We start from the raw sequence: 24,206 nt of genomic DNA on the forward strand, positions 1-24,206 counted from the left end.
GACCAATGACAGAATATCAGAAAACCTATATCGAACTAAAAAAACAGTTTGTTGCGACCAATGAAGGTCCGGACAGTGTCCGCGCTCTATATACCTTCAAGGAAGAACTTGAGCAGAGTGAGGATCAGCAGGCCAAGGAAGTGCTGGTAGATGTGTATGATCTGCTGGACTTCAAGGAGGATGCCTACGAACTGCTCTGCCAAATCGGAAATCGTTCCGATAAAAAGACCCTCAAGCGGCTGGGCGTCTTGAAGGACTATGCGGAAAACTGGGGCAATCATTACGCCCTCCCCAAGCCCAAAACGCCGGAGGAAAAGCAGAAAGAGAAGGAACGGCAGGCCCAGCTGGGCCTGCCCGCCTTCCGGTATCACCCGGACCCGCTGGATACCGGGGCCTTTGAGGAATCCAAAGAAGGTGTTATCTGCGGCTGCTGCGGCAAGACGACCCACATCTACTATACTGGTCCATTCTATTCGGTAGATGAAATTGCGTATCTGTGTCCGGAGTGTATCGCCAGCGGCGAGGCGGCCCGAAAATATGACGGCAGCTTTCAAGACGATTTCTCTGTGGACGATGGTGTAGACGATCCGGAGAAGCTGGACGAACTGATCCACCGCACCCCCGGCTACTCCGGCTGGCAGCAGGAATATTGGCGCGCTCACTGCGGCGACTACTGTGCCTTTTTGGGCTATGTGGGTGCCAGAGAACTGCGGGCACTGGATGTGCTGGAGGAGGTGCTGGGCGATCCCATGTGGAACGAGGAGCAGAAAGATATGATCCGGGAATCCGTCAATGGCGGGCACCTGCAATGCTATCTGTTCCAGTGCCTCCACTGCGGAAAGCACCTGGTCTGGATGGATTTTGATTGAAAAGGAGGCAAACACTATGGGACTTGACATCTACGCCGGGACGCTGACCCGGTACTATTCTCACAACTGGAAAACCGTTGTTCAGCAGTGGGCGGAGGAAAACGGATATTCCTTCAACCGCATCACCCCGGATGGGGAACCCGCCGACGACGAGGAATTGTCCCCGACCAATGTTCAGGCGGCGGTGGAGAACTGGCGGGATCAGATTCTGGCCGCCATTTCTCAGCCGGACCAGCCCCCCTACGCCCCCTGGCCGGAGGATAATGAGAAGCCCTATTACACGGACAAGCCGGATTGGGATGCCTTCGGCGCTATGCTGCTGGTGGCCGCCTGTCGTACATACGAGGAACCGGTGCCTCCCACCGTGGAGAAGGACTGGATCTTCGGGGAGCATCCCCTGATTGCCCGCCTTGCATCGGACGAGGAGCGGGTGTGGTCCCTGTTTCGGGGCGTGACTTGGTGGCTTCCCCTCACCGACAGCTTTCTGTTCCAAGGCCCTCTGCCCACCGATGACACCGTCGCTATCGCCACCTTGGGCGGACTGCGGAAGGAGCTGGAAAAGCTGAACCAGCTGGCATGGCAGGCCGATGAGGATACCATCCTTGGCTGGGCAGACACGGAGGGATACCCGGTAGACGGAACCGTAGACTCAGATGGACAGTATAGCAAGGCAGACATCCCGGAACACACCCAGTATGACACCCAATCCCTTGCCAAGTTCGCCTTCTCCATGTTCTGGCGGGCCATGCGGTTTGCCGAGGAACAGCAGGTGCCCATCCTGCTTGATTATTAAGGAGGATTCGTCAGGAGGTGGAGACCGTGGAACAAAAACGCCCGGCAGATATATTTCAGGAGGCCCTGGACTACTTGTGGAACGGCTTGGGCCTGGAGGAAAAGGGCTGGAAGCGGCTGAAAAAAGGCGACTTCAAAAAGAAAATGAAAAACGGGCTGACCTATCAGATCTGGTTTGACCGGAGGCGCTACAACTACATAGACTACGAAATCGGCCATGGAAATGTGGAGGTGGGCTTCACCTGTATCATAAAGCAGGGAGATGACCGGCTCTACTCTTTCAAAATAGAACCGACAACAGGCGTTTCATTCTTTCGGATGCTGACAGAGGACCTGCGGCTGAACACCGGGCTGCTGGACACCTTTCTGCCCCTGATCAAAGCCCACTACCTTGACTTTATCGACCGCTTTGAGACGGACCCAGCAGAGGCATTACATCCGGTCTGCGCCCCCTTTATCCAGCCAGAGGATTACAGCTGGTGCATCCATGTGGATGAGCAGATGGTGGAACAGTACGGAACGGCGGAGCAGATGGAGGAGTACCGCCGTCAGGCAGAATTGCGCGGAACGCCGGAGTGCAAGGCAAAGAACTGGATGGGTTCGATGTTGTTCCACCTCTCCCACGCCAATGATGTGGATCACGCCTGGGCCTCAAGCCGCACCAAAGAGGAACTGGACCAGGTGGTGGAACCCTTTGTGCAGGCCAAGCGGCAGACAGGACAGTGGACGCAGGAGGATGAGGCGGGCTATCAGCTCTACCAGCAGGAAACAGATCCGAAGAAGCGCACCTTTCGGGTATGGTATCTCATCGCCAACCCCCGCGGCCTGCCGAAAGAGTTTGTCCAGAAAGAGCTGGAGTTTCGGTGGAAACTGTTCCCGGAGAAGAAGGAGGAAGCCAAATGAGCAATCAACTTTTCCAACAAAACCTGGATGACAAAAAAGGCCCACAACCCGGAGGTCCCTATCTCATTCAGATGCTGTTCAAAGAGCCGGTAGAAATGCCGGATAAAGAAAAAATGACTGCCGTAATGGAGAAGCACATCGGATCAACAGAATGCTTCTGTTATGATAAGAAAATGGCCGGCTTTGCCGCACAGGAGCATATTGCAGAGTTCAAGGACGGAAAATGCCCGGTGCAGCTGATGGTGATGAAATGCGACAAGTTCAAGGGCAAAGGCTTTGATGCCTTCCTGATGAGCCAGATGTGGGACTGCCAGGAGGACCGGGAGCGGATCTTCCGGGAGTGCAAATATCAGGTGGTAGCCACCGATATGCTGGCCGCGGCGCTTCCGGCGCTGGAGCGTGCCAACCTGGATGCCGACTTTTTGGAGGCTCTGGCGGAGCTGTACCCCACCTGTGAGGCATTCTATTTCCAGAACTGCGGCAAACTGTTTCTGGCGGAGGATGTGCGTTCTCACCAGATTGAAGGCTCGGATCGGTTCATCCGCTTTGGCGTCAATGTCCGCTTCTTTAACATTGAGGGCACCGAGGATATGCTCATCGACACGGTGGGCATGAGCACCCTGTTCCTGCCCGACCTCCAGTACCACTTCCACGACATGGACCCCAACTGGGTGGTAAACCACGCCTACAATGTGGCATCGTACATATTGGAACATGATAACCCCATTCAGGATGGTGAAACCATAGACGGCGTGGCGGATGGCCGGATGTGTCGGGAGATCCAGTGGAAGTGCCAGTATGAGGACGCCCTGATCCAGCCGCCCAGAGGGGTGCTGGACATCCACATGGGCGAATATGCCGCGGGAGGGCGTTGAATGAACGGCGTTGTGCTCCTGGTGGGCGGAATGCTGCTTGTGGCGGTGATCAAGCTGATCGTAGACCGGAATTGGATGGTTCTGCTTCTCTGTGCGGTTGCCCTGTTCCTGGTCTTTGGGGCTGGACATCATACAAAATAGGCCATTTTAAAAATCGAGGAGGTGAAGTATGCAGAATTCAACAAATATGCGGATACTGGAATTACTCCGGTTTCTCTATGAGCAGACCGATGAAAACCATCCCGCCACAGTATCTGACATCATTGCCCATCTGAATGGAAAAGGAATTCAGGCAGTGCGGCAGACTGTTTACGCGGATACCAATGCACTGATCGATGCAGGAATTGATATTGTGGTGGTCAAGAGTACCCAAAACCAATATTTTATGGGAAGCCGCCTGTTTGAGTATCCAGAACTGAAAATGCTGACAGACGCAGTAGCATCCTCGAAGATCATTTCTGCCAAGAAATCTGAGGAACTAGTACAGAAATTATGCCGTCTGACCAGCACACATCAGGCAGAGCAACTTCAAAAATTTGCTGCTTTATCCAGCCGTGTCAAACCGCATAATGAAAAGGTTTACTATATCATTGATAATATCCAAACAGCGATTGGAAACCATCAGCAAATTCGGTTCCAATACTATGAATACACTCAGGAAAAAAAGAAAATCTTAAAGCATGATGGATATTATTATGTCGTAAATCCTTATGCGCTTGAATGGAAAAATGACCATTACTATTTGATTGGATTTTCTCTGAAGCATCAGAAAATTGCTCACTTCCGTGTAGATCGTCTAACAAGCATAGAAAATCTTGAAACTTGCTTTATGCCGATAGAGGGATTTGATGTAGCCTCCTATACAAATAAAATGGTTGATATGTTTACATCGGAGTCATCGAAGGAAGTAACCCTTCTATGTGAAAACGAATTGATGAGAGTAATCATAGATCATTATGGAGAAGATGCTGCTGTTGATAGGTATGATGATACACACTTCACAGCCAAAATTGAAGTGAACCCCAGTGGAACTTTTTATGGCTGGATATTCAAATTCAAAGGGAAAATAAAAATTCTCTCTCCCAAAGAGTGCATTACGGAAATGCAGCAAATCGCTCAGGAATTTATATAGTGCAAAAGAGGTGTTATTGATTTTTAACACCTCTTTTCAAATGAAATTTTTATCCTTGAAGTGAACAGATGTTCGATATACAATATAAGCAAGATGTTCGCAGTTCGTCGAACAAATGAGAGGTGAATGCTGTGGGCAATATAACTTTTGGATCATTTATAGCCGAGAAACGCAAGGCGCACAAATTCAATTTACGCGATACAGCCAAGCATTTGAATATTGCTTACGGTTATCTGTGTGATATTGAACAAAGCCGCCGTCCTGCACCCAATGGAGATTTTGTGGAACGCATCTCCGCCTTTCTGAATTTGGATAAATCAGAACATGAGTTGCTTTTGGATCTGGCCGCAAAATCACGCAATACAGTATCTGCTGATTTGCCAGACTATATCATGGAAAAAGATATTGTTCGGGCAGCCTTGCGTGTGGCAAAAGAAGTAGACGCTACCGATGAAGAATGGCAGACATTTATGAAAATGCTAAAGGAGCGTAAACGATAGGGGGGAGAGCTTTGTCAATTCCACAAATCCGTACAGAAGCAATCGAAGCGGTAGGGCGAAAAATCCTGATGGAATATGATCCCTCTCTGCTATCCGGTCAACCGTGTCCTGTGCCAATCGAAACCATTATTGAGACAAAGTTTGATCTAATCCTGGAGTTTCATACACTAAGAAAAAACCCCAAGATATTAGGGGAAACAATTTTCGATGACGGTGCCGTTGTTTTATATGACCAGATACAGAGACAGTATCGAATGATTGCAGTAAGAGCCGGTACAATCTTAATTGATGAACGGCTTTGTGATCCGTCAAAATTAGGGCGGCTCCGTTTTACCTGTGCCCATGAGCTGGCTCATTGGGTACTACATAAGAAGTTGTACTCCGGTACTGGAGATGTTGCTGCTTATAACGGAAATGTTTCTTCCGACGAAAGTCATGGCATAATTGAGCGTCAGGCAGACACTCTGGCCTCTGCTCTGCTAATGCCTTTACCGCAGATTAAAAAATGTTTTTACCGGCTTAGAATAGGACGGACAGATGAACAGCTCATTGCAGAAATGGCAAATATTTTTGAGGTTTCCAAGCAAGCAATGCAGATTCGTCTAAAATCCAGGAACCTGATATAACCAAAGGGAGGAATAGAGGGAGGCACTGCCCTCTCTCACTCTCCTCCTCTATGCTATTTTGCGCCTAATATGTTCGCGATATTGCGAACAAGGAGGGATATTCCATGAGAAAAGAAAGTACAACAATCCAAAAATGTAACAGCAGGCTAACAGCTTTGGGGCTTAACAGCGACGCTGCGTTTCATAGAAGTAAGCTGATTCTAAAGATTTACCGTGATGTAGTCTGGGTTCTGAGTGAACGGGCAGAAGAATTACAAGAAACTGCTTGGATTATGGGAGAACAAGATATAGAGTCTGGCCTCTGCTATCTTGAAAATTTTGCACCAGATATTGAACTGCAAGCCTTTGAAGAAAAAGTGTGCTGCCTTGTTCAAAATCAAATGCTGGTCAATATTATTGACCGCGCACTCCTTCGTCTGAAACGGTATCCAGATCGAGGAGAACTTTACTATGAAATTTTGACTAAGCAATTCATCTATCGGTTCAACAGTACAGAGAAAGAATTGCTGGAAGAACTAAATATAGAGCGCAGTGTCTTTTATGACCGAAAACGAGAAGCCATCTATTTATTTTCTGTTTGCTTGTTTGGATATTCTATTCCAGAAGTCCTGGAGGAGCTGCCCCGACTAAATTCCGACTAAATCCCGACAAATCCCCGACCTAATCCCTACTCCCTTCCGACTTCCGACCTGCTATACTTGGTATAGTGGCAGGAATGTGCTAAATTGGATACTTTTCTACATAAGGCCCGGCATTGACCGGGCTTTTTTCATTCCTGCTGCAATATGGCGGCAGGAACATGGCTGGAAGTGAAAACACTTCCGGCCTTTTTCTTTGCCCGGTATTAGGAGGCCGGTATGCGCTGGGAGGCGTACATAGCAAAATATCCATGACACCGTTCAAATTCGCTGACTACCAAAAATTTGAACGGAGGAAAGGATATGACGAGAGTATTTATTTGGAAAAATAACAGCCCACAGGAATGGGAGGAAATCAGTTTTTCAGCGTTCAGTAAGGCACGCCGCAATGGTTGTTTTACTGGGCGCTTTTTTGTTGAAACAGTCAAAATGTTCCGTGATGAAGATGACCGCATTATTATGGAATGTTCTCGCAAAGATTTTGAAAAATACCAGCAGGAGGACCGCCACAGCCGCTATCTCCAAGAACATGAGAAAAGCCGCTCTATATTCCCAGCTTCCCATGTGGGAGATCGTGACGGCACAGAGGAAGGTTATCAGGATACAGATTTGTTTGTGGATGAATCTGTTGATACTGCGGAACAAGCAATTTGTAATCTTCTTATGGCCGATCTGCACCGTGCCTTGCAGCAGCTGAGTCAGAAAGAACGCTCTTTTATCTTGGATTATTACAGCATGGAAAAGCCAAGTACACTGCAATTAGCCAAAAGATATGGCATTAGTCAGCCCGCAGCTCATAAGCGTCTGAAAAAAATTGAAGAAAAAATAAAAAAGTTGGTTATAGATTTCTAAAAAAAGTGGCAGTAGCAAGTGAGAGGGAAATCCTTTCACTTGCACCTTGACAACCTCATATACGAATCATTAAGTTTGATCCTCTTTGGGCGTAATAGCCGCTACATCAGCGGTATATTTTCTGAGAGCTGCCACTCACATAACAGGCCAACCCATTTTTGCTGTATAGATGAGTTTGCGGTTTATCAGAAATATATCAGGCTGGAATACATCGGATGGCATCCGGTCATGGCATAACAAGGAGGAAAGCTCTCTTACAGCCATAGTCCGAGCGTGATAACAACCGTCGCAGGCCATGGGTAAGACCAAACGAAGTGGAGGTGAAATTCCTGAGAAGCAGGCCAGCCACCTGCGGCTTAATGATTACCCAAATCCCTGGGGTGTCGTGGACAAGTAAGGGATAAAACAGGCGCTAAATTGAAGGAGACTCTGTAATTTGCAGAGCCTCCTTCTTACATAATCAAATCTCAAAACATAGGAGGATGAACATGAAAGAAGATTGGATTTATAAGCGTGGGGATTTATATTATGCCAATTTGAATCCTTATTTTGGATCAGAGCAAGGCGGCACCCGTCCTGTCCTGGTTCTTCAAAACAATGTGGGGAATTTTTTCTGCCCCACTTTGATCGTAGCTCCGCTCACCAGTAAATGGATTAAGAAAAAGGAGCTGCCCACACACTATGCACTGGAGAGCGTTCCAGAGCTTGGACTGAAATCTGTTGTTCTGCTGGAGCAAATTAAAACGATTGATAAAAGGCGTGTTTTATCGTACATTGGGCGCGTATCTCGCGAAGAAATGAGAGCGATTGATGATGCTCTGCAAGTTAGTTTGGATATTCATATTCCAGAGGAAATGGAGGCTCCGTAAGGCCACTTACCGGATAAAGGAGGCGTTTTTATGTTTGAAGCAAGAATTGCGGAATTGAACCGATTTAATGAACAAAATCCTGTCAGCTATGACAAAAGAACCTATACGGTCGATGAGATTCAGGACATTCTGGGTATCAGTCGTCCTACAGCATATAATCTGGTAAAACAAGGTGTATTCCACAGCGTCAGAGTCGGCGGTCATATCCGCATTTCCAAAAAGAGCTTTGATGACTGGCTGGATCACGCAGATGAATGATTTGTCAAGGATGCCGATCTCCAAATCGACATCCTTAACTTTTTTTCTGCTTTCTCTTACAATGAGGCCATAGCAAGAAAAACTTTATAGAGGAGGCAAAAGCCATGCAAAAACAAAGAGTAAAGACCAGTATGTCTGTACCAGAGATGGGCAAAATGCTTGGGCTTGGTAAAGTAGAATCCTATTGGTTGGTTAAAAAGAACTATTTCAAAACAATTCAAGTGGCCGGACGAATGAGAGTTATGCTGGATAGCTTTGAAGATTGGTATGCCGGCCAGTTCCACTATAAAAAAGTGGATGGTACACCGCCCGGAGAGAAATGGAGGCATACTACGATGTCAGTTCCAGAAATGGCGGATCTTTTGGGGCTGAAATCTGGCACAGCTTATGACCTTGTTAAAAGGGGCTATTTTGAGACGACCTTGATTGATCGAAGAATTCGTATCATTACCAGCAGTTTTGAAGCCTGGTATCAAAAGCAAACTCATTATGTGAAAATCTCAGAAAGGAGCAATGAAAATGGCATCTATCGTGAAGCGTAAAAGCAAATATTCTGTGGTGTATGATTACACAGATGAAAACGGAAAACGCAGACAGCGTTGGGAAACCTTCAGCACAAATGCAGAAGCAAAAAAACGAAAAAAGCAAATTGAGTATGAGCAGGACTCTGGAACCTTCTTTATTCCTACGGCAAAGACCCTGAACGATCTGCTCGATGAATATATGTCCATCTATGGTGTAAATACATGGGCAATGTCAACATATGAAAGCCGCCGTGGTCTGGCGAGAAACTACATAACTCCTATTATCGGAGATATGTTACTATCCGACATCACTCCAAGGATGATGGATAAGTATTACCGCGATCTGCTCTCTGTGAAAACGGTAAGCGTCAACAACCGCAAACCCACAAGCGAATATCTGACCCCGCATACAGTAAGAGAAATTCACAAGCTACTTCGCAGTGCCTTTAATCAGGCGGTGCGTTGGGAACTAATCAGCCGTAACCCTGTTCTGAATGCGACACTTCCCAAAGAAGAACATAAAGAACGGGATATATGGACTGCCGAAACGCTGAGCAAGGCGATGGAAGTCTGTGATGATCCTATCCTCTCCCTTGCCTTAAATCTGGCGTTTTCCTGCTCTTTACGCATTGGCGAAATGCTGGGCCTTACCTGGGACTGCATTGATATTGCACCACAGAGCATAGAAAATGGTTCAGCTTATATATTCGTCAACAAAGAGCTGCAACGGGTTACACGAGGTGCATTGGACGATTTGAGCGACAAAGGTGTTATTAAGAAGTTTCCACCTTGCATAGCCAGTACCCATACTGCTCTGGTCCTGAAAGAGCCTAAAACCAAAACCAGTATTCGCCGCGTGTACCTGCCGAAAACAGTTGCCTATATGCTGGTAGAGAGAAAAAAAGAAATCGACGAGCTGATGGATCTGTTTGGAGACGAATACATCGACAATAACCTGGTCTTTTGCTCCAGCAATGGCCGTCCGATGGAAAGCCAGGTGATTAACCGTGCTTTCAATAAACTTATCAAAGAAAACGGACTGCCTCATGTTGTATTCCATTCTCTCCGCCACTCCAGCATCACCTACAAGCTGAAACTCAATGGCGGCGATATGAAATCCGTCCAGGGCGACTCTGGTCATGCTCAGGTAAAAATGGTTGCAGATGTCTATTCTCACATCATCGACGAGGATCGCTGCATAAACGCTCAGCGATTGGAGGAAGCATTTTACTCATCCAAGACTCCTGATCCTGTTGAAGATACAGAGCCTAAAACTGCGGATACTGCCGTCACTGAAAGTGATGCAGCGAAGATACTGGAACTGCTTAAAAATCCCGAAACTGCCGCACTGCTCAAGCAGCTGGCAAAAGCTTTATAAAGTCCCTCCCTCAGAAGAACGCCTCTCACTTTGTGAGAGGTTTTCTTCGTTTGAACCACTTTGCACAGTGACCAAACACTTTTTTTGTTAGCAAGGTTCTGAAAGCATTTTTGAGCGATGTTAGCAAATTCGCGATTTTGTTTGCAACTTCCTCTAATTTCTGCTAACAAATGTTTGCAAGTTCCTTTGGTAAAAATCGAACCTCTGACTTACCGCCTTTCTTAGCAAAAGGCCAAATCTCGTTAGCAAATGTTAGCAAACCAAGGTTTTTTGCAAAAAATCCACAAAAGCCGCAGAAATAAGAAAAGCCGAAAACCCTGATAAATCAAAGGTTTTCGGCGTGTTTGCTGGCGTCCCTGGCGGGATTCGAACCCACGGCCTTTCGCTTAGGAGGCGAACGCTCTATCCTGCTGAGCTACAGAGACATCTATTCAATTAAAAATGGTAACAATCACTTTTCATCGTAAGGCGGCCGGTAGAGCATAACCTTAGGAGAGCGTTGTTATATCCATTTAACTACGGAGACATATTCACTTGTTAATATGTCGACATAAGATTGAGATAACAACGCAATCAAAGCGTTGTTCATGCGAACTTATGTGAGCATCAAGGTTCTCGCCATTGTCCAAAATCTTTGATTTTGCTGACAATGCGATGGTTCTTATATCCATTTAACTAGGTCGACAATATTCACTTGTTAATATGTCGACATAAGATTGAGATAACAACGCAATCAAAGCGTTGTTCATGCGAACTTATGTGAGCATCAAGGTTCTCGCCATTGTCCAAAATCTTTGATTTTGCTGACAATGCGATGGTTCTTATATCCATTTAACTAGGTTGACATTGTTACTTATCATACTAGCTTATGATAACACTTTTCTTTAGGAAATTCAATCTAATTTTATATTTTCTTCACCTTTTTGAAGGTCGTTTTCTATTCAAGTTATAAAACTTTTCGTGTCGACAATATGCGACATTTTGTTCCTTTTTTAGTGCTGACAAACAATGATTATATATATACGATAAGAGAGAAAGGAGGTGCAAAAAAATACGTTATAACTATAAAGTGTTAATAAAAGGAGAAGAAAAGTGATAAAGAAAACATTAATGAAAAGAGTGAGCGTTTTTGCAATGCTTTGCGCATTAACAATCACCTTGTTCGCCCAGCCAGCCTACGCAGCAGGACCAACAGTTGAGCTCATAGACGGCGGTGTAAGTAAAACTGTATCAGCTCAGCGTATTAAAGCATGTGAAAAAATGTACCAGATGTCTCAAATGCCGTGGAAGTTAACTGCAACATTACGTTATTGCTACGGTCAAGACAATAACAATCAGTTGACAGAAAGTTCAAAAGTTAAGGTTAACTGCCGTTGGGATAATAAACTTGCAAATGAAGTAATTCCACGTAGAGGAATCCCATATTCTCAAGTATATAGAGAAGAGGAATTTCCGAATGGCGTTACAATAAAGAAAGGTACTAAAACACTTGCTAGTGATCCTCAATATGTTTCTATATACGGAACGGATTGTTCCTCTTCTGTTGGTTTTGCATGGAAAGCGGCAACAGGAATCTATCTTGACAGAAAAGACACTGGTAAAATGTATAGAACCAAGAATATGTTTGCTGATGGCTTGGTCAACTCAGATAGTGAAAATGATTATCTTATGCTAGTTGGAAAATATGGTAAATATTATACAAACAGATTAACTGCAGAAACTACGAAGCAAATTGTTACAGGCCTTTCTGCAGCCGGAAACTATGAAGCAGGACAAGATATCTATAGCAAAGTATATGCCGCGATAAAACCTGGTGACGCATTGTTGTTTAGAACCACAGATGGAGGCGGTTATGGGCATGTTCGTCTCGTAATCGGAGTTAACATCGTTTATAAAGATGCTGCAAAGACTCAGGTTGATCCGGCTAAGAGCTATGTGAACTGTATTGAACAGGCTGGCTTTAGCAAGACGCAGGGTAACTGGAAGACCTCCTGGATTCCAAACGATGAAGACGGTGGCGGAAAGTACACTGGTAAATATTATTTTACTGAACTTACAGGTGAAAAAGAGAGCCCGACCGTAAATGATGGATATAAGGCTAGATGTTATGTACCATTTAAGATGAAAGCATTTAACGACTAATATATAATAGTAAAGCCAGAGCTGAGGACAGACGCCCTTAGCTCTGGCTTATTTTTATGTCAATATCCGTATAAATTATGTTTACTAAATTGAACAAGCGTATGACGATGAATTCAGTTTACTATGGTAAAATGTATAGGAGGCTAAGGCGTTAAACTTGTATCATCATTTGAGTCTTTTTACTGCCTCTTTACTCGCTTTTAACAGTTCCAGCAAAACCTGTGCTTCACGATCTGTACAATCTGACAAAATATTTTTGATCTCACTTTCGATGACCAAATTAGAATGTCTGGAATCAAAGACTAAGAAGTCTATTGAAATACGTAGCTCACTGGCGATGTTCGTCAATGCCTGCAGACTGACGCCTGTACTTGCATTTTCAATCGCACTGATGTGGGTAATGGATAGGTCTGTTTTCTCTGCTAATACTTCCTGTGTAATACGTGCATTTAATCTTGCATCTCTTATTTTTTCTCCAACTGCTGTGTAATCTATTTTCATAAATTCCGTTCCCCTCTATTTGTCTTTTCCCTATTGTATCTTTTCAGAGAATACATTATAACAAACTGAAACAGGAATAATTATTGTCTGACAGAATGTAAAATATAAGATAAACAAAGTAAAAACCATCTGCCAATGAGGGAAGTCCTTCATGTGCAGATGGTTTTTGGGTTATTGCTATTTAAAGTTGATTTCATTAAACTGATCTATGAGTTTCTGATCAGAATCCTTAGTGAATACGAGGACGATGCCGTCTTTGTGAGCTGCGGCTTTGAGGTCCCCCTCACCTTTGATGATGTTTTTGTATTCTTTGGAATCCTCTTTGAATTCATAGAGTTCCACTTTGCCATCATTATACTTCTTGCCATGTTCTGCACCCATTTTGTCGTATTCAACCTTGGTGCCATCTTTTAAATCAAGATGTTTTGCTACTGCATCGATGTCTTTATCGATTGATACAGTTGCGGTATTGTCATTGTTGTTAGTGTCGGCGTCATTTTTGTTTGCGTCTTTATCATTTCCACAAGCAAACAGACCAAGACAGAGTAATAATGAAAGTAAAATAACTGTAATTCTTTTCATTTTTAAATTCTCCTTTCTTCTTTATCACCTAGTCTTCCCAATAAATCAAAATATATTGACATAACAAGAAAAATTTTACTGTGATTATAGAAAAAGGAGTGAATTTATTATGCGGCAGGATCTGCTGCGGCGGTGTTCGTCAACTGTATCGTCAATGTTTTTTGATATAACCGCTGATGATTTCTAAACTTTAAGGTGATTTTGGTTTTCGTACCTGCATCATCCGCATTGGCAAAAGAGTAAATGTATAGAGGCAGTCGGCCGCTGCTATCCTTTTCGCCCCATTCAATGTCTAAATAATCATCGTCGTAATAGGCTGTGATTTGATCAGTCGTGCCACTGGCAGTTACGTAGACAATTGCTGTTTCATCGGGGTTCAGGTTAAAGGTACTTTTAGAAAGCGTAATTTTACCGTTAAAACTGATTTTTCCGTATTTTATAGTGCTGTAATAGCTGTTACATTTTGAAGTCTTGGCGATGGCCTTGACCTTGTAGTAATAGCCGGTCTTGTTTTTTACTGACTTATCGTTATAGTAGGTTTTGGAAGTAACGGCAATTCTTTTGTAGCTTCCGTATTTGGATGTGGCGCGGTATAGCTTATATTTCACTGCTTTGCTTCGTTTGCTCCAAGAAACTTTTATATAATTGGCGTTGACCGCTTTGAGAGACAATGTCGGTTTGCTGATACGGGTATATTTTTTTACAGGTTTTTTCTGACTAGAAGATCCTGAGTAAGGGCAGACCCCATTTGGATGTAAGTGAGCGGGATGTCCACCGCAATGGTAATGATAATAACCTAATCCACTGACGTTTTTATTGTCCCGATGTCCGCCATTGCTATCGGTTCGTCCACTGTGGGCGAAACTGAAGACAGTACAGGACAGAACTAAAATAAGTAAGATACTGATGACTCTTGCTGCTTTCTTTTTCATGAGTGTAGATCCTTTCTAAAACAATAAATATCGCAAATGATATATCTATCATAACACATCGCAGGTGTTTTTACTGTATTTGTCGTTATTTAAATACAAAATGTAGTGAATTTTACACATAAGCATTATTTTTTCTGTTTTCAGCGGAATCGTCATGGTATAATGATTCCACAATCTCACGGCGTTGCCGCAATGTAGGAATCATTGAATCACAATTTTCAATTATATTTTCAACAGTATAATTGTGGTATAATGAACGCACGATCTTAACGATGTTATTGCAAGGAAGCGTTCATTGAATTATGTGCTGCTTCATTGCAGGGAAAATAGATTTGTTGAGAAAAACGGGGGGAGAAATATGCATGACGAAATTAACTTAAGAAACATGACTGGAATTTATATTAGCCGAGGAGCAGAAATGCTGATGTTATACCGAATTGGTTCCAGAGTTGTGGAACCGTCATGGTGTGGAATCGGCGGACATTTTGAGGATCATGAACTGAACAATCCTCGCATCTGCGTGCTTCGAGAATTAGAGGAAGAAATTGGGCTGAAGGAGCGGTCGCTGAAAAACTTACACTTGCGATACGTGACCTTAAGACTGAAGAACGGAGAGATTCGCCAGAATTACTACTATTTTGCTGATTTAAAACCGGACGAAGAAGTTACTTTGATTTCCGAAGAGGGCAAAGTAGAATGGATCCCTTTTGACAAGGTCTTAGACAGAAAGATGCCGCTGACTGCAAAATTCATGTTAGAGCATTACATAAGCATTGGAAAATTTACCGAAGAATTGTATAGCGGAATAACGACGGAAACAGGAATGGTCTTTACAGAGCTAAAAGAGTTCTAGGAGGTTCTGAGCATTGGGAGGATTTGCTGTGTTAAAAATACTATACGTAGAGGTCAGTATTGTTGGAATCGTAATTCTTTTGGCAATCAGATTTTACCTGCGTAAAAGAGAATATACTGAAGAATTGGACAAACGTACATTTAAATGGCTCATTTGGTCGGATATCCTAATTTTGATCTTTGATGCGGTGACCTGGGTACTGGACGGCATGATATTTCCTTACTCTGGAGAACTGCTTCTGGTCAGCATGATGATTTATTATTGCCTCGTGCCACTGCCGTCTCTATTTTGGCTTCTTTATACAGACGTGAAACTACATGCAGATCAGAGGCGTCTAAAGAAACTCTTAGCTTTGTACAGCATTCCCTGCGTAGTCAGCACGATCTTGGTCTTGACTACATTAAAAACAGGATGGATATTCACCATCAGCGCAGACGGCATATATTATAGAGGTCCATATATGGCGGTTATTGTACTGCTGACCTACGTCTATCTTGGCGGTGCCCTAGTCATGGCTGTCAAAGCAAGGTGCGGGGAACAGAATACTGACCGGATAAAAGTGTGCAGATATCTGATTTTCTTTCCGATACCGACAATTATACTGAGCTTTGTGCAGGTCGAACTTTACGGCGTCACTTTAATCTGGATCTGCATGGCGGTGTCGCTGCTAATCATCTTTCTCAACGTGCAGAGCGAGCAGATCAGCAAAGATACGCTGACGGGGTTATTAAACAGAGGCTATCTGGATTCTTATCTGGACAGAATCTTGACAACGTCAAAAGGCAAACCAGAAGTGAGAGCCAGATACTTTGCGATGATTGTCGATATGGATGACTTCAAACAGGTCAACGACACGTTCGGCCACGTTGAAGGCGACAAGCTCCTCGTGGCAGCAGCCAGTCTGATTAGACAATCCTGCTGTCCGGATGATGTGGTAACCCGCATGGGCGGAGATGAATTCCTCATTATTGGGCAGCGCGATAGACCAGAAGCAGTGCAGCGGCTGATGGATGAAATTCTTGACAATGTCAGACTGTACAATGAAAACAGTAACGAATCATATCGTATGTGCATGAGTTTGGGATTTGCCATGCTGGATAAACAGATTAAGCGGCCGGATCAGTTTATTACGGCAGCAGATATCAACATGTATCGCAATAAAGAAGAAAAGAAAGCGAACAATTAGCGAAATTTTTCATATTGTATGATATGGAGGATTGAACCTATGAAAGAAATCATTGTAAGCGGGTATGCCTACCCGTCAATCAATCCGGCAGTGCTAGAAGCCTGGCTGCCTGATTTGACTTTTTTAAATACATTTAGTTATGGCATTACAGCGGAAGGAGGCGTGGTCGATCTCAATGACCAAAGTCTGATTGACGCAGCCAATGCTGTCGGAGTAAAACCTTTGATGGTGCTGACGCCTATGGACGAAATGGGCATGTTTAACGATGTCATTGCTTCCGCACTTTTGGAAAACCCTGCAGCGAGAACGACACTGGTTTACAACATCTTATCTACGATACAGAGAAAAGGACTTTCTGGAGTTGACTTTGATTTTGAATACATACCCGAAAAAAATCGGGGACAGTATGTAGACCTGGTGCGGGAGGCGAGAGCCGTTTTGGGACCGCAGGGTTATACGGTGACAGTTGCATTGGCACCAAAGACTTCAGCGGATCAGGAAGGCGTGTTGTATCAGGGGCACGATTATGCCGGCATGGGTGCGGTGGCCGACTATGTGCTGCTGATGACCTATGAGTGGGGTTACACTTACGGTCCGCCTATGGCAGTATCGCCGATCAATCAAGTCCGCAGAGTGCTGGACTATGGCGTTACTGAGATTCCGAGGGAAAAGATTTTGATGGGAATGCCTAATTATGGCTACGATTGGACGCTGCCATTTGTGCAAGGCGAATCGAGGGCTGAGAAAATCTCCAGTGAAGAGGCTTTTCGCCGTGCGGCGCAGTATGGGGCGACCATAGAATACGATCAGACAGCGCAGGCTCCGCACTATACCTACACCGATGAACAGGGAAGAGAGCATGTGGTTTGGTTTGAAGACGAGCGCAGTATCCGAGCAAAGCTGGCCCTGGTAGAAGAATACGATTTGGCGGGAGTTGCTTATTGGAACATCATGGATTATTTCCCGGCAAACGCACAGGTGCTCAATGAGATGTATACCGTGAGGAAATTATAAACGAAGAGTAAAAGCAAAAGCCATGTAGCGATACATTGGCTTTTGTCTTATTTAAATACATATTTTTCTATTTATTATATTTTTTGTAATTTTCATTGACATGTTAACTCTTAAATAGTATTCTTTATTTATAGAGATGAAGGGGGACACTTATGATGGGGATTATAGAAAACAGCGAACGATGTAAATCAATGCGTGCCCATACAGAAATAGTTCCCTCTATTATTAGATGTTTTACAAAGTTATTGACATCTATGGTCACTGGTGCTAAAATCGGAGTATAATATAGAATATAATTTGTTTTATTTCATATACTAATTTGGAACGTACTCCGGTGTCCTTCGGGCCCGGAGTCTTTATATTATTGGAGATGAAATCAAATGACAGAGAAAAAATATATGACCTATGACGAAATGATTGCCCTTTTGCAGTTCAGGAATGTCTGTATTAACTCACCAGAAGAAAAAAGAAGATCAAAAATGATCCTTCAACATGAAGGGTATTATAACGTCATAAACGGATATAAGGCACCTTTTTTAGTTTCGGATTCTTCAGAAACCTACAGGTTGGGAACTACAGTTGGTGAAATTTTGCGGTATATGACTTTGATCGCACAATCAGAGAAATATTCTTAAGGAGTACGCTTCGTGTGGAAACTAACATTAAAACTCTGATTTCAGATTGCATTTCATCAAAATACGGATATAATAACTATCTTTTATATGACAATTTTGATACCAATACAAAAGATGCCAACGAAAAAATAACTAAACTTTTCTCAAGCATACAAAGTCAGATTGCATCTCACTCTTTAGATCCTAATATCGCTCATTATCTGAAGAATCATGGGTATATCCCGATGTGGGTATTGAACAGTATATTGTCTTTTGGTACCATGAGTAAGTTCTATAGCCTTATGAAGCAGCAGGACAGACAATTTGTTTCACGCTTCTTTAAGATACAGGACAATACGTTAACAAACTTTCTAAACTATCTTTCTGTAATACGCAATTTTTGCGCCCATGGAAACCGTTTATACTGTTTTACCTCAAAAAACCCCTTAGCGGATACTATGATACATAAGAATCTTGCCATTCAGCTTGATAATGGTTACTATTCAAATGGTAAAAACGATTTATTTTCTGCTGTGATTATTCTGCGATATCTTTTATCTAGCACGGAGTTCAATTATTTTATATCTGGGCTGAATGGATCCATTAATAAATTATCTTCAAAGCTTAAAACCATATCTATAAACGATATACTAGAAATAATGGGCTTTCCTCAGAATTGGAAAAATATAAAAAGCAAAGATATTTTAGTGTCTTAATCCTAGCATTCAGATTCATAATTACATTGATTTATAGAAATAAGATAAGGGGGTTGTTGCACTAAGACCGAGTAATCCATGAATCAGATCAAACGGCGCAAATGTCTATTTTAGATGCATTATGCGCCGTTTTTCCGTTGACAGAAATGATTTGTAGCAAAAATTATTACAAGATAATACAGAATTGGAAATTAATTAATGGTAAATTTAAGAAATTAACATTATAAAAGGAAAAAGAGTGCCTGAAAGATCTTGTTTCCTATGAAACGCAGCGAATCTGCCTGCTAAATCTGCTCCCCAACGGCGTAACGTATCCAGAAAACAATGCTTTACGCCGTTTCTTCGTTAATGCGACAACCCCCTGTTTCAGTATACTTCAAAGTAATAATCAAAATCAAATTCCTCTGGTTCCCGAAAGGCATTATTGATCAAAACGGAGAAATCAAACCTGTCCATATCGATGTTGTGCTGGATCTGCTGACGCTTGGACAGAGGCTCGATCTTGTCGATCTCGCAGCCGGCACAATAGAACGCCAGCTCGTACTTCAGATTATTGAGGCGAAACTCTATCATCTTGGGCGTCACATGGTATTTGCCGGCCAGCATCGCAATGCTGGCTTTTTCTGCTTTTTCCTTGCCCAGTTCCTCCTCCTTGCGGTGATAGTATTCCACAAAATCAGGAATGATGACTTGAAAAGGCATGATCAGCTCCGCTGCGCCTTCGTTGGCCTCCCACTCGAAGAAGGGGTTCTGATTGGGGCGTACTTTTTCGTAGCAGGAAAAGGACTGGGAACGGTTTGTCCGATGCCTGAGAAGATGAATGTATTCGTGGGCGCAGTCAAAATTCTGCTCATGCTTGCTGCGATGAGCATTCAAAATAATGGTATCCTGCGTCTCCTTAGTTTCCGGGTAAGCCATTCCCCGCAGACCCGGCGTCTTAAAGGGAATCTCGGTAACCATGACGCCTAGACGTTCGCGGCAGATTTCGGGTATAGAAAACCCACGAACCGTAGAATCGATGTGGAGGCACTCTCGCAAGTCACCTATGTATCGATATAGCTTCGCTTTTGATCCTTTGTTCTCCATCTTATTTCTTACGCGCTCCTTTTAACACTTCTAGCACCCGCATGATATCATCGGGGTCAATTCCCTCGTCCTGTGCCTGTTTGGCAAAGCTGAGGTAAACGCCGTCCAGTTTTGGTGTTTCTGGCTGCGGTTCCGCCATCTCAATGGGGGTGTCGGGATCCAGTTTTCCCAGCAAATCGTTTACCGACAGTCCCATAGCGCTGGCCGCCTTTTTACAGGTTTCCAAGGTGGGCGTGATGGGCTTGCCGTTCTGCGGATGCCGATTTTTCTCCAGCATTGAGATGTAACCCTTGCTGAGGCCGGATTTTTTTGCAAAGTCATCCATGGTCATGTCGTTACTTTTCCTATAGCCCTTGATGTATTCACCCAGTGTCATTGATTCTATCTCCTTTATTGGTGATGTTTACTTTATCATACAATATTATGGGTGAAAAGTCAATGCGAAAGTTTAATAGAGTAAACAAAAACTCTTGACATGGGTTGTTTAATATAGTAAACTGAGTGTAAGACAGAGGGGAGGAGACGACAAAATGAAATACAAGATAAAGGAAATCAGGCGAGACAAAGAGATGACACTGGGTGAATTGGCGGAAAAGGCAAAGATCGCGCCGCCGCTGTTATCGGCGCTGGAGAATGGCAAACTGAAGTTTGTCACGACAGAAACACTGCTCAATGTGGCAAATGCACTGGGGACCAGCGTAGACGATTTATTTTGCTTATAAAGTTTACTATAGTATACAAGGAGGCGATAGGAATGTATTGGTGCAAAGAATGCAACCGACCGCTGGCGGATCCTCTGATCGCGACAGAATATGAAATTCACAGAGAGGTGGACGACAGACGGTATGAGCGGTTTGAAATACCATATTGTCCGGCCTGCGGTCATGAGGTATATGAGGCAAAACAATGCAGCTGCGGGAAGTGGACGAACTGCCTGGACGATTGGTGCGCGGACTGCCTGAGAATCAGAGATAAAGCAGTGATGCACTGTATTGCGCAGATCAGGCTGAATAGCAAATTAAAGCTGTCCAGCGAGGAGACCAGAGATCTGATACTCAATTACTTTGGAGATGTCATTTAGCCGGAGGTGATTTGATGAAAAAACCAGAATCGCCTTGTGCAAGATGTACGGAACGAACGCTGAGGTGCCATGGCCGCTGCGAAAGGTACATGGCATTTCAACAGCAAAACAGGGCATATAACCGGCTGGTGGCAGCCAACACTGGTCAAGAAAACAGGGTGAAATACAGCAAAAGCAGACTGAACAGAATGTATAAATAGAGGAGGGCGTTAGTATGGGAAAGGCAAAAGAACCATATTGGACATATGTGAAGACGATCATCAAAGAATATCCGGATTTGAAAAAGAAACTGGCAATTCCCTTGGAGCAGAGGGTGACATCATTCATCGGATTAGACGGGGGAAAAAACGGACTGATTTCAGATCCTACTCAGGCATGTGTCATTCACGACCTGCCGCCGAGAGAGCAGAGAAAGCTGGAAGCCATCGAGGGCGCGATTCAGAAGACAAAGAAACAGCATCCAGAGGACGCGGAGCTGAGATTAAAGGTCATCAGCCTGGTTTACTGGAAAAAATCCCATACGATAGAAGGGGCGGCCATGAAAGTTCCCTGCCACAGGAACGTGGCCGGCAACTGGCAGGGAGAGTTTATCAGGTTGGTAGCAGACGAGCTTGACCTGGTGTAGCGACAGAAACTGTATAGAAAGCTATGGAATCGAATGCAGAGATCGATCCCATAGCTTTTTTCAAAAAAAAGAAATATAGAATCAGCCATGTGCATCAGACCCCCAAAAACGTGCTAATATGTGTATAGTGGAAAAATGAAGGAAGGAGGATGGAATGCTAGAACAAGTGATATGTGAACATTTGCAGAGCAATGAAGCCCTTGCTGCCAAACTTGCCATTTACGACGGAAAGCCAGCGGTCTTTGATTATAAAGAGCCGGTGGCAGACGATCAGAAGTGGCAGGGAGAAGCAAGGTATGGCCGTATCGTTTTTTCTCTGCAGATCAGAGACGATCCGACGCGGACAAAATGCGGAAGTCTGGCGGTAGACGTTCTCAGTGAAAGCAATACACAATCGTATAAAGACATGGAACCCATTGTGAGAGACCTTCTCGATGGGTATTTTTTTGTCTCCGATGACAAAATGATTTCCCTCAGATGGAGCCACAGGAGTCCGGGCGGAGAGTCACTGGCAGCTGTCTGCGAAGGTCTGACGATGCATTTTCAGGTGTATTGTTATCCGGTGAAAAGACCGTCCACAGTCAATCCCGCATCGCTGCTTGCCAGTTGGTGCAAAAGCTACGTTGAGGGCACGGGGCAGTCAGCTTATTTTCTCGCAGCCGGCGAGAACCTGCCGCAGGTGTTCAAACCGACGGCGAAGAAACCGGCGATTTACTGGCGGCTTGCCAAAATCGAACCCTGTAGCTGGATGAAGGATCGGCCGGGAGCAGACTTTCGCACGGCCAGTCTGCAGGGCCACGTCATTGTGCCCGGTCAAAGCGAGGAAGAAGCCGAACTGGTGCTGCGGCTGGATCAGGCCATAGAAAAGGCGGAACGGATCATCTGTGATGATTTGTCCATGTTTGTGAGCAAAGAGGACAGCACAGATTTGACCGCAGATGCTATGAGGCAGGGTCAGCTTACGGTAAAGGCTGCTTACGGAATTGCTGCGGATGAAGCAGAATACGAAAAATTGCAAAATGTTTCTATTGAAATGAAATAATCAGGAGGAAATGATGACCACAAAAAAAGAAAAGAAAGAGCAGGCGGCTGCATCGGTCTATACTGTCGGCCAGCTTGCAGAAGTGTCAGAGAAATTGTTTGGCACTGACAAAATCATTGTCAAAGCGGCGCTCAAAATATCTGGAAAGGAAACTTTTACAGAAAATGAGGCTGTAAAAATAGTAAATGCATTTAGAAAAAAGGAGGTAAAGTAAATGGCACAGATTTTTAGAGAAGGAGAAATAAAGGTAAGACCTGACGTCTATTACCGTTACTCCAACAAAGGAAAGAACGACAACGTGGGTGCGGTAGATGGGATCAACGCCCTAGTCATGCAGGCGGCATGGGGCCCTATTGGCGAGGTAAAGGCTTTTGTCAAAGCGACTGACGTCAAAGAGGCATACGGAGACTGCGATGGAACAAAGATGGCGGAAGCCATGTTTGAGGAAGGCGCAAGCACCATTTATGTCTACAGGGCAGGTGGCACTGGCGGAACGAAAGCCAAGCTCACCCAGGGCGAGAACGTGGTGATGACTGCAAAGTACGAGGGTGACTTCCCGATCAAAGTAAAGGTGCAGAAAATGCCAGGGGATGAGGTCAAGCAGTGCTTTGTCATCATCGACGGCGTAGTGAAGGAAACCTTCGTCTTTGATGCAGTTGGCGACGGAGAAGCAGCTTCTTTGGCTGATACGCTGCAGAGCAGTGCCTATGTCACCATGGAAGGCGGAAAAACCGGCGAAGTGGCAGAGTTTGAACAAGCCCTGACTGGCGGAAGCAACCCGTCTGTCACAGGAGACGGATATGTGGAAGGATTCTACGCGCTGGAACCGTACTATTATAACGTCATCTGCTGTGACACTATCGCCGAGGGCGTGCAGAACCTGCTTCACGAATACATCGACGAGGTCGTCAAAGTGGGCAAGTTCCCGATCGGCGTTGCCTGCGCGGATACGACTGCTGCTTTCAACGAGAGAAAGACAAAGGCCGCAGGCTTCAATGATGAACAGATTGCTTTTATGGGCAATTCCTATACGGATCCAGATGGAAAGGCCGCACCGCCAATCATGGCCGCAGCCCGTCTGGCAGGCGCAATCGCAGCGACACCGTCTAACAAGAGCATCGTACACAGAGCCATCAAAAACGCCATTGATGTGCCAGAGAAGTTCACAAACGCGCAGTATGAAGAGGCGATTTTGTCCGGTATGATTTTGTTCTCTAAGAGCTCTGACGGACAGATCTGGTTTGACTCCGGCGTGACAACACTGGTAGCGCCAGATGAAAACCAGGATGCGGGCTGGAAAAAATTGAAGAGGACTAAGGTGAGAAATGAACTGATGCACAGATTGGACGTCATCATGGAACGACTGATCGGCAAGGTCAACTGCGACGACAACGGCATCGCCGACGTTCTGCAGGCCGGGATGGGACTGCTGAAAGACATGGCCAGAGAAAAGAAAATTCTGGACGGAGCGACCTTTACGCTGGATGCGGAGAACCCTAAGACCAGCGACAGCGCCTGGTTCGTCGTAGAGGCGGACGATATCGACAGCCTGGAAAAAATATATCTGCACTATAGATTCAGCAACATGCCGACGGCATAATAGATAGGAGGAAAGA

The 24,206-nt window shown here is 44.6% G+C and carries 32 protein-coding genes and 1 tRNA gene; 27 read left to right on the top strand and 6 right to left on the bottom strand.

The genetic code is table 11. The features are described from left to right. The first annotated feature begins 5 nt into the window (after nt 1-5). The 14 genes from BN6539_RS04475 to BN6539_RS04540 all read left to right on the top strand — a co-directional run bounded on the left by BN6539_RS04475 (nt 6) and on the right by BN6539_RS04540 (nt 10,216). Nucleotides 6-869, top strand: coding sequence for a CbrC family protein (locus tag BN6539_RS04475; RefSeq protein ID WP_002569125.1), 864 nt, complete (start codon nt 6-8; stop codon nt 867-869). A 16-nt stretch (nt 870-885) separates the two neighbouring features. Then, complete coding sequence (locus BN6539_RS04480) at nt 886-1,662, top strand: hypothetical protein (protein WP_002569124.1); 777 nt, start codon at nt 886-888, stop codon at nt 1,660-1,662. A 26-nt stretch (nt 1,663-1,688) separates the two neighbouring features. Further along, nucleotides 1,689-2,564: a hypothetical protein gene (locus tag BN6539_RS04485; RefSeq protein WP_002569123.1), complete on the top strand. Its 876-nt coding sequence runs from the start codon at nt 1,689-1,691 to the stop codon at nt 2,562-2,564. Further along, complete coding sequence (locus BN6539_RS04490; protein WP_002569122.1) at nt 2,561-3,439, top strand: DUF4261 domain-containing protein; 879 nt, start codon at nt 2,561-2,563, stop codon at nt 3,437-3,439. The genes BN6539_RS04485 and BN6539_RS04490 overlap by 4 nt, the downstream gene beginning before the upstream one ends. Next, the gene (locus BN6539_RS22565) at nt 3,440-3,580 is read left to right on the top strand and encodes a hypothetical protein (RefSeq protein WP_002569121.1); all 141 of its coding nucleotides are present in this window, start codon (nt 3,440-3,442) and stop codon (nt 3,578-3,580) included. It begins immediately after the preceding gene. A gap of 28 nt (nt 3,581-3,608) precedes the next feature. Then, nucleotides 3,609-4,571 (top strand): helix-turn-helix transcriptional regulator, encoded by a 963-nt coding sequence (locus BN6539_RS04495; RefSeq protein ID WP_002569120.1) that lies wholly within the window; start codon nt 3,609-3,611, stop codon nt 4,569-4,571. A 131-nt stretch (nt 4,572-4,702) separates the two neighbouring features. After that, nucleotides 4,703-5,071 (top strand): helix-turn-helix domain-containing protein, encoded by a 369-nt coding sequence (locus tag BN6539_RS04500; RefSeq protein WP_002569119.1) that lies wholly within the window; start codon nt 4,703-4,705, stop codon nt 5,069-5,071. An 11-nt stretch (nt 5,072-5,082) separates the two neighbouring features. Further along, complete coding sequence (locus BN6539_RS04505) at nt 5,083-5,697, top strand: ImmA/IrrE family metallo-endopeptidase (RefSeq protein WP_020989792.1); 615 nt, start codon at nt 5,083-5,085, stop codon at nt 5,695-5,697. 104 nt (nt 5,698-5,801) lie between these two features. Beyond that, nucleotides 5,802-6,338 carry a hypothetical protein gene (locus BN6539_RS04510; protein WP_002569117.1) on the top strand — a complete coding sequence of 179 codons (537 nt, stop codon included), beginning with the start codon at nt 5,802-5,804 and terminating at the stop codon, nt 6,336-6,338. Nucleotides 6,339-6,638: 300 nt separating this feature from the next. Continuing rightward, nucleotides 6,639-7,187, top strand: a complete 549-nt coding sequence (locus tag BN6539_RS04520) for a sigma-70 family RNA polymerase sigma factor (protein ID WP_002569116.1) — start codon at nt 6,639-6,641, stop codon at nt 7,185-7,187. A 488-nt stretch (nt 7,188-7,675) separates the two neighbouring features. After that, nucleotides 7,676-8,056, top strand: coding sequence for a type II toxin-antitoxin system PemK/MazF family toxin (locus tag BN6539_RS04525; protein ID WP_002569115.1), 381 nt, complete (start codon nt 7,676-7,678; stop codon nt 8,054-8,056). 30 nt (nt 8,057-8,086) lie between these two features. After that, nucleotides 8,087-8,314, top strand: coding sequence for a helix-turn-helix domain-containing protein (locus BN6539_RS04530; protein ID WP_002569114.1), 228 nt, complete (start codon nt 8,087-8,089; stop codon nt 8,312-8,314). Between the two features lie 104 nt (nt 8,315-8,418). After that, complete coding sequence (locus tag BN6539_RS04535; RefSeq protein ID WP_002569113.1) at nt 8,419-8,856, top strand: helix-turn-helix domain-containing protein; 438 nt, start codon at nt 8,419-8,421, stop codon at nt 8,854-8,856. Beyond that, entirely contained in the window at nt 8,834-10,216 is a 1,383-nt protein-coding gene (locus BN6539_RS04540; RefSeq protein WP_002569112.1) for a tyrosine-type recombinase/integrase, read from the top strand. Before BN6539_RS04535 ends, BN6539_RS04540 begins: the two co-directional genes overlap by 23 nt. A 348-nt stretch (nt 10,217-10,564) precedes the next feature. On the opposite strand, the gene BN6539_RS04545 is transcribed toward BN6539_RS04540, so the two are convergent. After that, a tRNA-Arg gene (locus BN6539_RS04545) sits at nt 10,565-10,641 on the bottom strand. Nucleotides 10,642-11,308: 667 nt separating this feature from the next. On the opposite strand from BN6539_RS04545, the gene BN6539_RS04550 reads away from it, so the two are divergent. Next, nucleotides 11,309-12,358 carry a hypothetical protein gene (locus tag BN6539_RS04550; protein WP_067534335.1) on the top strand — a complete coding sequence of 350 codons (1,050 nt, stop codon included), beginning with the start codon at nt 11,309-11,311 and terminating at the stop codon, nt 12,356-12,358. Between the two features lie 165 nt (nt 12,359-12,523). On the opposite strand, the gene BN6539_RS04555 is transcribed toward BN6539_RS04550, so the two are convergent. The 3 genes from BN6539_RS04555 to BN6539_RS23210 all read right to left on the bottom strand — a co-directional run bounded on the left by BN6539_RS04555 (nt 12,524) and on the right by BN6539_RS23210 (nt 14,373). Further along, a complete protein-coding gene (locus BN6539_RS04555; RefSeq protein ID WP_067534338.1) occupies nt 12,524-12,859 on the bottom strand; it encodes a helix-turn-helix domain-containing protein in 336 nt (111 codons plus the stop codon). Between the two features lie 177 nt (nt 12,860-13,036). Further along, on the bottom strand, nt 13,037-13,441 hold the full coding sequence (locus BN6539_RS04560) for a hypothetical protein (protein ID WP_067534341.1): 405 nt from the start codon (nt 13,439-13,441) through the stop codon (nt 13,037-13,039). A 107-nt stretch (nt 13,442-13,548) separates the two neighbouring features. Continuing rightward, nucleotides 13,549-14,373: a YHYH domain-containing protein gene (locus tag BN6539_RS23210; RefSeq protein WP_067534344.1), complete on the bottom strand. Its 825-nt coding sequence runs from the start codon at nt 14,371-14,373 to the stop codon at nt 13,549-13,551. A gap of 385 nt (nt 14,374-14,758) precedes the next feature. On the opposite strand from BN6539_RS23210, the gene BN6539_RS04570 reads away from it, so the two are divergent. The 5 genes from BN6539_RS04570 (at nt 14,759) to BN6539_RS04590 (ending at nt 18,756) form a co-directional block, all read left to right on the top strand. After that, nucleotides 14,759-15,226 carry an NUDIX domain-containing protein gene (locus tag BN6539_RS04570; protein WP_276326619.1) on the top strand — a complete coding sequence of 156 codons (468 nt, stop codon included), beginning with the start codon at nt 14,759-14,761 and terminating at the stop codon, nt 15,224-15,226. A 28-nt stretch (nt 15,227-15,254) separates the two neighbouring features. After that, nucleotides 15,255-16,412, top strand: a complete 1,158-nt coding sequence (locus BN6539_RS04575) for a GGDEF domain-containing protein (RefSeq protein ID WP_148484451.1) — start codon at nt 15,255-15,257, stop codon at nt 16,410-16,412. 39 nt (nt 16,413-16,451) lie between these two features. Beyond that, nucleotides 16,452-17,426 (top strand): glycosyl hydrolase family 18 protein, encoded by a 975-nt coding sequence (locus BN6539_RS04580; protein WP_067534351.1) that lies wholly within the window; start codon nt 16,452-16,454, stop codon nt 17,424-17,426. A gap of 380 nt (nt 17,427-17,806) precedes the next feature. Beyond that, nucleotides 17,807-18,061, top strand: coding sequence for a hypothetical protein (locus BN6539_RS04585; protein ID WP_067534354.1), 255 nt, complete (start codon nt 17,807-17,809; stop codon nt 18,059-18,061). A 14-nt stretch (nt 18,062-18,075) separates the two neighbouring features. Continuing rightward, a complete protein-coding gene (locus tag BN6539_RS04590) occupies nt 18,076-18,756 on the top strand; it encodes an Abi family protein (RefSeq protein ID WP_067534358.1) in 681 nt (226 codons plus the stop codon). Between the two features lie 366 nt (nt 18,757-19,122). Here BN6539_RS04590 and BN6539_RS04595 read toward each other — a convergent pair whose 3' ends face one another. Next, nucleotides 19,123-19,842: an ImmA/IrrE family metallo-endopeptidase gene (locus BN6539_RS04595; RefSeq protein ID WP_067534361.1), complete on the bottom strand. Its 720-nt coding sequence runs from the start codon at nt 19,840-19,842 to the stop codon at nt 19,123-19,125. A gap of 1 nt (nt 19,843) precedes the next feature. Beyond that, nucleotides 19,844-20,218, bottom strand: a complete 375-nt coding sequence (locus tag BN6539_RS04600; RefSeq protein WP_067534365.1) for a helix-turn-helix domain-containing protein — start codon at nt 20,216-20,218, stop codon at nt 19,844-19,846. A gap of 154 nt (nt 20,219-20,372) precedes the next feature. On the opposite strand from BN6539_RS04600, the gene BN6539_RS04605 reads away from it, so the two are divergent. The 7 genes from BN6539_RS04605 (at nt 20,373) to BN6539_RS04635 (ending at nt 24,190) form a co-directional block, all read left to right on the top strand. Then, the gene (locus BN6539_RS04605; RefSeq protein WP_067534369.1) at nt 20,373-20,564 is read left to right on the top strand and encodes a helix-turn-helix domain-containing protein; all 192 of its coding nucleotides are present in this window, start codon (nt 20,373-20,375) and stop codon (nt 20,562-20,564) included. 32 nt (nt 20,565-20,596) lie between these two features. Then, the gene (locus BN6539_RS04610; RefSeq protein WP_067534372.1) at nt 20,597-20,923 is read left to right on the top strand and encodes a hypothetical protein; all 327 of its coding nucleotides are present in this window, start codon (nt 20,597-20,599) and stop codon (nt 20,921-20,923) included. Nucleotides 20,924-20,937: 14 nt separating this feature from the next. Further along, nucleotides 20,938-21,123 carry a hypothetical protein gene (locus tag BN6539_RS04615; protein ID WP_067534375.1) on the top strand — a complete coding sequence of 62 codons (186 nt, stop codon included), beginning with the start codon at nt 20,938-20,940 and terminating at the stop codon, nt 21,121-21,123. A gap of 14 nt (nt 21,124-21,137) precedes the next feature. Next, nucleotides 21,138-21,548, top strand: a complete 411-nt coding sequence (locus tag BN6539_RS04620) for a hypothetical protein (RefSeq protein ID WP_067534387.1) — start codon at nt 21,138-21,140, stop codon at nt 21,546-21,548. A 154-nt stretch (nt 21,549-21,702) separates the two neighbouring features. After that, on the top strand, nt 21,703-22,590 hold the full coding sequence (locus tag BN6539_RS04625; protein ID WP_067534389.1) for a hypothetical protein: 888 nt from the start codon (nt 21,703-21,705) through the stop codon (nt 22,588-22,590). 10 nt (nt 22,591-22,600) lie between these two features. Next, nucleotides 22,601-22,804 (top strand): hypothetical protein, encoded by a 204-nt coding sequence (locus tag BN6539_RS04630; RefSeq protein WP_147363161.1) that lies wholly within the window; start codon nt 22,601-22,603, stop codon nt 22,802-22,804. Beyond that, entirely contained in the window at nt 22,805-24,190 is a 1,386-nt protein-coding gene (locus tag BN6539_RS04635; RefSeq protein WP_067534394.1) for a phage tail sheath subtilisin-like domain-containing protein, read from the top strand. The last annotated feature ends 16 nt before the right edge of the window (nt 24,191-24,206 follow it).

This window comes from Emergencia timonensis (assembly GCF_900086585.1).
Lineage (GTDB): Bacteria > Bacillota > Clostridia > Peptostreptococcales > Anaerovoracaceae > Senimuribacter > Senimuribacter timonensis.